General features: G+C 63.5%; 6 protein-coding genes. All 6 read left to right on the top strand.

Features of this window, described 5'->3' with window-relative positions:
- Positions 1-82 precede the first annotated feature (82 nt).
- Positions 83-961 carry an acyl-CoA dehydrogenase family protein gene (locus PMI35_RS23670; protein ID WP_008056912.1) on the top strand — a complete coding sequence of 293 codons (879 nt, stop codon included), beginning with the start codon at positions 83-85 and terminating at the stop codon, positions 959-961.
- Positions 962-1,142: 181 nt separating this feature from the next.
- Positions 1,143-2,237: a serine hydrolase domain-containing protein gene (locus tag PMI35_RS23665; protein WP_008056913.1), complete on the top strand. Its 1,095-nt coding sequence runs from the start codon at positions 1,143-1,145 to the stop codon at positions 2,235-2,237.
- A complete protein-coding gene (locus PMI35_RS23660) occupies positions 2,234-2,557 on the top strand; it encodes a hypothetical protein (protein ID WP_008056914.1) in 324 nt (107 codons plus the stop codon). The genes PMI35_RS23665 and PMI35_RS23660 overlap by 4 nt, the downstream gene beginning before the upstream one ends.
- A 147-nt stretch (positions 2,558-2,704) precedes the next feature.
- Entirely contained in the window at positions 2,705-3,880 is a 1,176-nt protein-coding gene (locus PMI35_RS23655) for a M20 aminoacylase family protein (protein WP_008056915.1), read from the top strand.
- Positions 3,881-3,961: 81 nt separating this feature from the next.
- The gene (locus tag PMI35_RS23650; RefSeq protein WP_008056916.1) at positions 3,962-5,272 is read left to right on the top strand and encodes a citrate-proton symporter; all 1,311 of its coding nucleotides are present in this window, start codon (positions 3,962-3,964) and stop codon (positions 5,270-5,272) included.
- Positions 5,273-5,274: 2 nt separating this feature from the next.
- A partial coding sequence (locus PMI35_RS23645; RefSeq protein ID WP_008056918.1) for an amidase occupies positions 5,275-6,290 on the top strand: 1,016 nt, incomplete at its 3' end.

Below are 6,290 nucleotides of genomic sequence, written 5' to 3' on the forward strand. Positions count from 1 at the left end.
TGCAAAGTCAGGCTATGTAGCCCCGGTGTCATCGCCATGAAGCTTTGGTGATGCTTGTATGACAGCCCACAAGGAGCCTCTTATGCCCTGGCAAACCCTGTTGAACCGCCACGCTCGCTTGCCCGCCAACCCGGATCTGGGTGAGGGGTTCGCAACGTTGTTGCAGCAGTTGGGAAACGTCACGCCGTTTGAACTGGCCGTGGTCGGTGCACGCTTGATGGCGACGCCGGGGCTGGCGTTCCTGGTGGGTTATCAGGCGGCGTTGCGCATGCTGTGGCCAAGCGCGCCGTTGAGCCTTGGCGCGTTGTGCGCGACCGAGCAACGCAGCCTGCGGGTGGCTGACATGCAGACCCGTCTGCACGATTTGCGTTTGAGCGGACGCAAGGATTTCGTCACCGCAGGCGATGCCGCCGATTGGTTGTTGATTGCCGCTCGAAGCGAGCAGCCAGGAGAAGCGCCGCGCCTGAGCCTGGCGGTGGTTTACCCCGACGAGCCGGGCGTGCGGGTGGAAAAACTGCCGCCGATGCCGTTGATGCCGGACATCAGCCATGGCCGCTTGTTTCTCGATAACGCACTGTGCGAATTGCTCGCGGGGGACGGCTGGGATGCCTACGTCAAGCCGTTCCGGACCCTGGAAGACATCTATGTCTTGAGTGCCATGACCGCCTGGCTGTACGGCGTCGGCCAGGACAGTGACTGGCCGACGCCCTTGCAATTGCGCTTGCTGGCGCTGCTCGCCGGGTGTGCGGAGGTCAGTCGACATCCCCCCGTAAGTCCGGCGGGGCATGTATTGCTCGGTGGGTTGTTTGCGCAGTTCGAGGGGCTCAAGGCTGAAGTGAATCAGGCGCTGGCTGAAGGAGCGCCGGAGTGGGCGGCGATGTGGCAGCGCGATCAGGCGGTGATGGATCTGGCGGCGGGGGCCAGGGGGAAGCGGTTGGCCAAGGCATTGTTGTCGATCTGACGGGCCTCACCGCTGGCAAGCCAGCTCCCACAGGATCTGTGTCGAATGCCATTATTTTGCACACCAGTGATCCCTGTGGGAGCTGGCTTGCCAGCGAAGGCGGTCCTGAGGGCAACGCAAATCCCGGAACTGTCATCAACCTCGACTAGGCTCAGCAGGTTCATCGCCACGAGCCCCTGCCATGCCCAAAGGCCTGTCCTTGTTATTCATGCTGTTGCTCAGTCTCGCGGTCCACGCCGAAGACTGGCCCACCGAGCAATGGTCCACAGGCCCAACCACCACGGGGCCGGCGCTTCAGGCGCTAGAGGCATACACCTTCCCACCCCGCGACGACACCACCCGACAAGGCATCCGCACCGATGCCTTACTCGTCATCCGCGACGGCCGGTTGATCTACGAGCGCTACGCCGGTCCGACCACCGCCCAAACGCCGCACCTCACTTGGTCCATCAGCAAAAGCCTGATGGCCACGGTCCTCGGCGTGGCGTATAGCGAGGGCCGCTTCAGGCTCCAGGACCCGGTGGCCAAATTCTATCCGCCATTGCAAAAACACCCGGACCTGACCATCGCCGATCTGCTGCATTGGGCCTCGGGTATCGACTGGCAGGAAGACTACGAATACGCGCCGTTGAAGTCGTCGGTGGTGGCCATGCTCTACACCCGTGGTCACTCGGACATGGCCGCGTTCACGGCCGATCACGACACATACGCCGCACCGGGGCAGGCGTTTCGCTATTCCAGCGGTGACAGCAATCTGTTGTCCGCCGCACTGAAAGCCATCGTCGGTCCGGATCGCTACGCGGACTATCCGTGGACCGCGTTGTTCGAGCCTCTGGGCATTCGCCAAGCGGTCTGGGAAACCGACGCCACGGGAACGTTCGTCGCCTCGTCCTATGCCTACCTCACCGCCCGGGATCTGGCCCGCATCGGTCTGTTGATGGCGCGGGACGGTCGCTGGGGCGATAAACAACTGCTGCCCAAGGACTGGGTCGCATTCAACCGCGAACCCTTCGCGGGCTATCGCGCCAATCAGGACGATGCGGTGCCCGGCGGCCACTGGTGGCTCAATCGTGCAGCAGACGGGGGCGCCCGACCCTGGCCCGATGCGCCCGCCGACACCTTTGCCGCGCTGGGCCATTGGGGCCAGGCGATGTACGTGATTCCCGGCGCGAACCTGGTGATCGTGCGCTACGGCGATGACCGCGACGGCAGCTACCGGCACAACGAATTGCTCAGGCTGGCGCTCGAGGCTTTTGCCGGGAGGGAGCAGCCATGAGCGGTTTCATTCGTCGCCGTCCTTTCAGCTCGCTGCTGCTGGTGCTGTTGCTCGCGTTGCTCGGCTGGATCTGGCACGAGCGGGTGGCGCTATGGGCGTTCCCCGACATCATCAGCGCCTACACCGCGAAGGAATATTGCTCGTGCCGCTACGTGATGAACAACGACGCCGAGTATTGTCGTGGTTATGTCAAACAGTGGCTGCCCACCAGTGGGTTTGCCGATGATGTCGCCAGCAAGCGCATCACCGTCAGCGGCTTGGGGCGTAGCAACAGCGCTGAGTGGATTGGCGAACACCAGGGATGTCGCCTGAACCCCTGACCTGCAGGTTCCATCTAGTGGAACCACATTCGATTGTCCTCGCGCGTGACTCGCGGTTATCTGGTGGTGAACGCGACCTGCCTTTGATCTGTCGTGAAATCACAGCGAACAAAAAGAACGGGAATACACCCGGCCCGAGGAAATCCCATGACCCGACATCAGCACATTCTTGCCTGGCTCAACGACGTCGCCAGCGACTTGCATGCCACCCGCCAGGACATCCACGCTCACCCGGAGCTTGGCTTCGAGGAAAACCGCACTTCGGCGCTGGTCGCCAGGTCGCTTGAACAATGGGGTTACGAAGTCCACACCGGCATCGGCAAGACCGGGGTGGTGGGTATCCTGCGCAACGGCAGCAGCCCGCGCAAACTCGGGATACGGGCGGACATGGATGCACTGCCGATCATCGAGAATACCGGGGCGGTCTACAGCAGCCGGCACCAGGGCTGCATGCACGCCTGCGGGCACGACGGCCACACCACGATGTTGCTGGGCGCGGCGCGTTACCTGGCGGCGACTCGCCAGTTCGATGGCACCCTGACCCTGATTTTCCAGCCCGCCGAAGAAGGCCAGGGCGGCGCCGAAGCGATGCTCGCCGATGGCTTGCTTGAACGTTTTCCCTGCGACGCGCTGTTCGGCATGCACAACATGCCAGGCTTGCCAGCGGGGTATCTGGGTTTTCGCGAAGGGCCGATGATGGCTTCGCAGGATTTGCTCACCGTGACCCTCGAAGGCGTCGGCGGGCACGGTTCGATGCCGCACCTGGCAGTTGACCCCTTGGTGGCGGCAGCCAGCGTGGTCATGGCCCTGCAAACCGTGGTCGCGCGCAACATCGATGCGCAGCAGGCGGCGGTGGTAACGGTCGGTGCCTTGCAGGCCGGGGAGGCGGCCAACGTCATTCCGCAGGAGGCGATCCTGCGCCTGAGCCTGCGCGCGCTGAATGCCCAGGTGCGTGAGCAGACCCTCGACCGGGTGCGCGCGATCATCGAATCCCAGGCGCAAAGCTTCGGTTGCACTGCGACAATCGAACACCGTCCGGCCTACCCGGTACTGGTCAACCACGCCGCCGAAACCGAGTTCGCCCGGCAAGTCGGCGTCGAGCTGGTCGGTGCCGATGCCGTCGATGGCAACACCCCCAAACTCATGGGCAGCGAAGACTTCGCCTGGATGCTGCAACGCTGTCCTGGCGCCTACCTGTTCATCGGCAACGGCGTGTCGCGGCCGATGGTGCACAACCCCGCCTACGACTTCAACGACGACATCCTGCTGACCGGGGCTGCGTATTGGGGCGCGCTGACCGAGAGCTGGCTGAAGCCGGCCTGACCCTTTCACTTTCTACTGCCGCTGGACCGGGCGCGTCATGTCGCGCCCGGTATCACCCAACAGGTTTTTGGAGAGTTCCCCATGCACACTTCGAGCACAGGTGTTTCGCGCACCCGGCAGGTGGTCGCTGCCGTTATCGGCAACGCGCTGGAATGGTATGACTTCATCGTTTACGGCTTTCTGGCGAGCATCATCGCTCGGCAGTTTTTCCCCTCCGAGGACGAATACGCGTCGTTGCTGATGGCCTTGGCGACCTTCGGCGTCGGCTTCTTCATGCGCCCGGTGGGCGGCATCCTGCTGGGCATGTATTCGGACCGCAAAGGCCGCAAGGCGGCGATGCAGATGATCATCCGCCTGATGACCGTGTCGATCGCGCTGATTGCCTTCGCGCCCAACTACGCCGCTATCGGCATGGGTGCGCCATTGCTGATCGTGGTCGCGCGGATGCTCCAGGGTTTCGCCACCGGCGGCGAATACGCCAGTGCCACGGCGTTCCTGGTGGAAAGCGCGCCGGCGCACCGCAAGGGTTTGTACGGTTCGTGGCAATTGGTCGGGCAGTGCCTGGCGGTGTTTTCCGGGGCGGGCATGGTGGCGTTGTTCACCCATCTGCTGACCCCCGAGGCCCTGGACAGCTGGGGCTGGCGGATTCCATTCATGATCGGCCTGTTGATCGGCCCGGTCGGCCTGTGGATTCGCAAGCACATGGAGGAACCGGAAGAATTTCTCGAGGCACGCAAACAGGCCAAAGGCGAAAGCCCGGGTTTGCTGCAGGTGATCCGCGAACATCGCCGCGCCATTCTGGTGTCGATGGGCCTGGCATGCGGTGCGACGGTGTCGTTCTACGTGGTGTTGGTGAACATGCCGACCTTCGCCCACAAAAACCTCGGCTTGCCGCTGGATCAGGTGCTGCTGGTGCAAATGCTCGCGGTGGCGGTGATGACCGTGGTGATTCCGCTGTCCGGCGCGTTGTCGGACCGTCTTGGTCGGCGTCCGGTGTTGATGGCCTTCACCCTGGCGTTTTTCCTGATGGTCTATCCGCTGTACGTGTGGGTCGCGGCGGCGCCCTCGGTGGAGCGTTTGCTGGTGATGCAACTGCTGTTGTGCAGTTCGATTGGCGGCTTCTTTGGCCCGGCACCGACGGCGCTGGCCGAGCAGTTTCCGATTGAAGTGCGTTCCACCGGCGTGTCGGTGGCCTACAACGTTGCGGTCATGGTGTTCGGCGGTTTCGCTCCGCTGATCGTCACCTGGCTGAGCAAGGTGTTGGCCACGCCGGTGGCGCCATCGTTCTACGTATTGTTCGCTTGCCTGCTGACGCTGTTGGGCACTTACTGCATGCAGGAAGCACCACGGGCAAAGAGACCCGTTGCACTTAACCTTGGGGTGAAACCTTGAGCATGAATCCGATTGTTGAAATGAACGCCGACGCGTTGTCCCAGGCCATCCACGCTCGTGTGGTGTCCTGCCGTGAAGTGATGCAGGTCTATCTGGCGCAGATCGAACGCTTCAATCCGCAGGTCAATGCGCTGGTGTCGCTGCGACCGGCCGAGGAGCTTTTGGCCGAGGCCGATGCCTGCGACCGGCAACTGGACCAGGGTCAGTCCCGCGGCTGGATGCACGGCATGCCGCAAGCGGTGAAAGACCTGGCGGCCACCGCCGGGTTGCGCACGAGCATGGGTTCAACGCTGTTCGCTGAACAGGTTCCGCAGCACGATGCCATCAGCGTGGCGCGGGTTCGTGATGGCGGCGCGATCATCATCGGCAAGACCAACGTGCCGGAATTCGGCCTCGGCTCGCACACCTACAACAGCGTGTTCGGCACCACCACCAATGCCTACGACCCGACGTTGAGTGCCGGTGGCAGCAGCGGCGGGGCGGCGGTGGCGTTGGCGTTGCGCATGCTGCCGGTGGCCGACGGCAGTGACATGATGGGCTCGCTGCGCAACCCGGCGGCGTTCAACAACGTGTTTGGCTTACGTCCGTCCCAGGGCCGCGTGCCACATGGCCCGCAGCCGGAGGTGTTTGTCCAGCAACTGGCCACCGAAGGGCCGATGGGCCGCACCGTCACCGATGTCGCGCGCTTGCTCGGGACCCAGGCCGGGTACGACCCGCGCGTGCCGTTGTCGTTGAATCAGGACCAGCAGGTTTTCCATCAGTCGCTGGTGCAGGATTTCAGTGAGGTTCGCGTGGGGTGGCTGGGCGACTACAACGGCTATTTGCCGATGGACCCTGGCGTGATGAGCCTGTGCGAGTCGGCGCTGCAGGACTTTGCGGCCCTGGGCTGCAAGGTCGAAGCCTGTCAGCCGGATTTCTCCATGGAACGCCTGTGGCAGACCTGGCTGGTGCACCGCCACTGGCTGGTGCAGTCAGCCAGGCGGACAACCAGCACCCCCCGCAACAGCGCGAAGGCCTG

The sequence above is a fragment of the Pseudomonas sp. GM78 genome, assembly GCF_000282475.1.
Lineage (GTDB): Bacteria > Pseudomonadota > Gammaproteobacteria > Pseudomonadales > Pseudomonadaceae > Aquipseudomonas.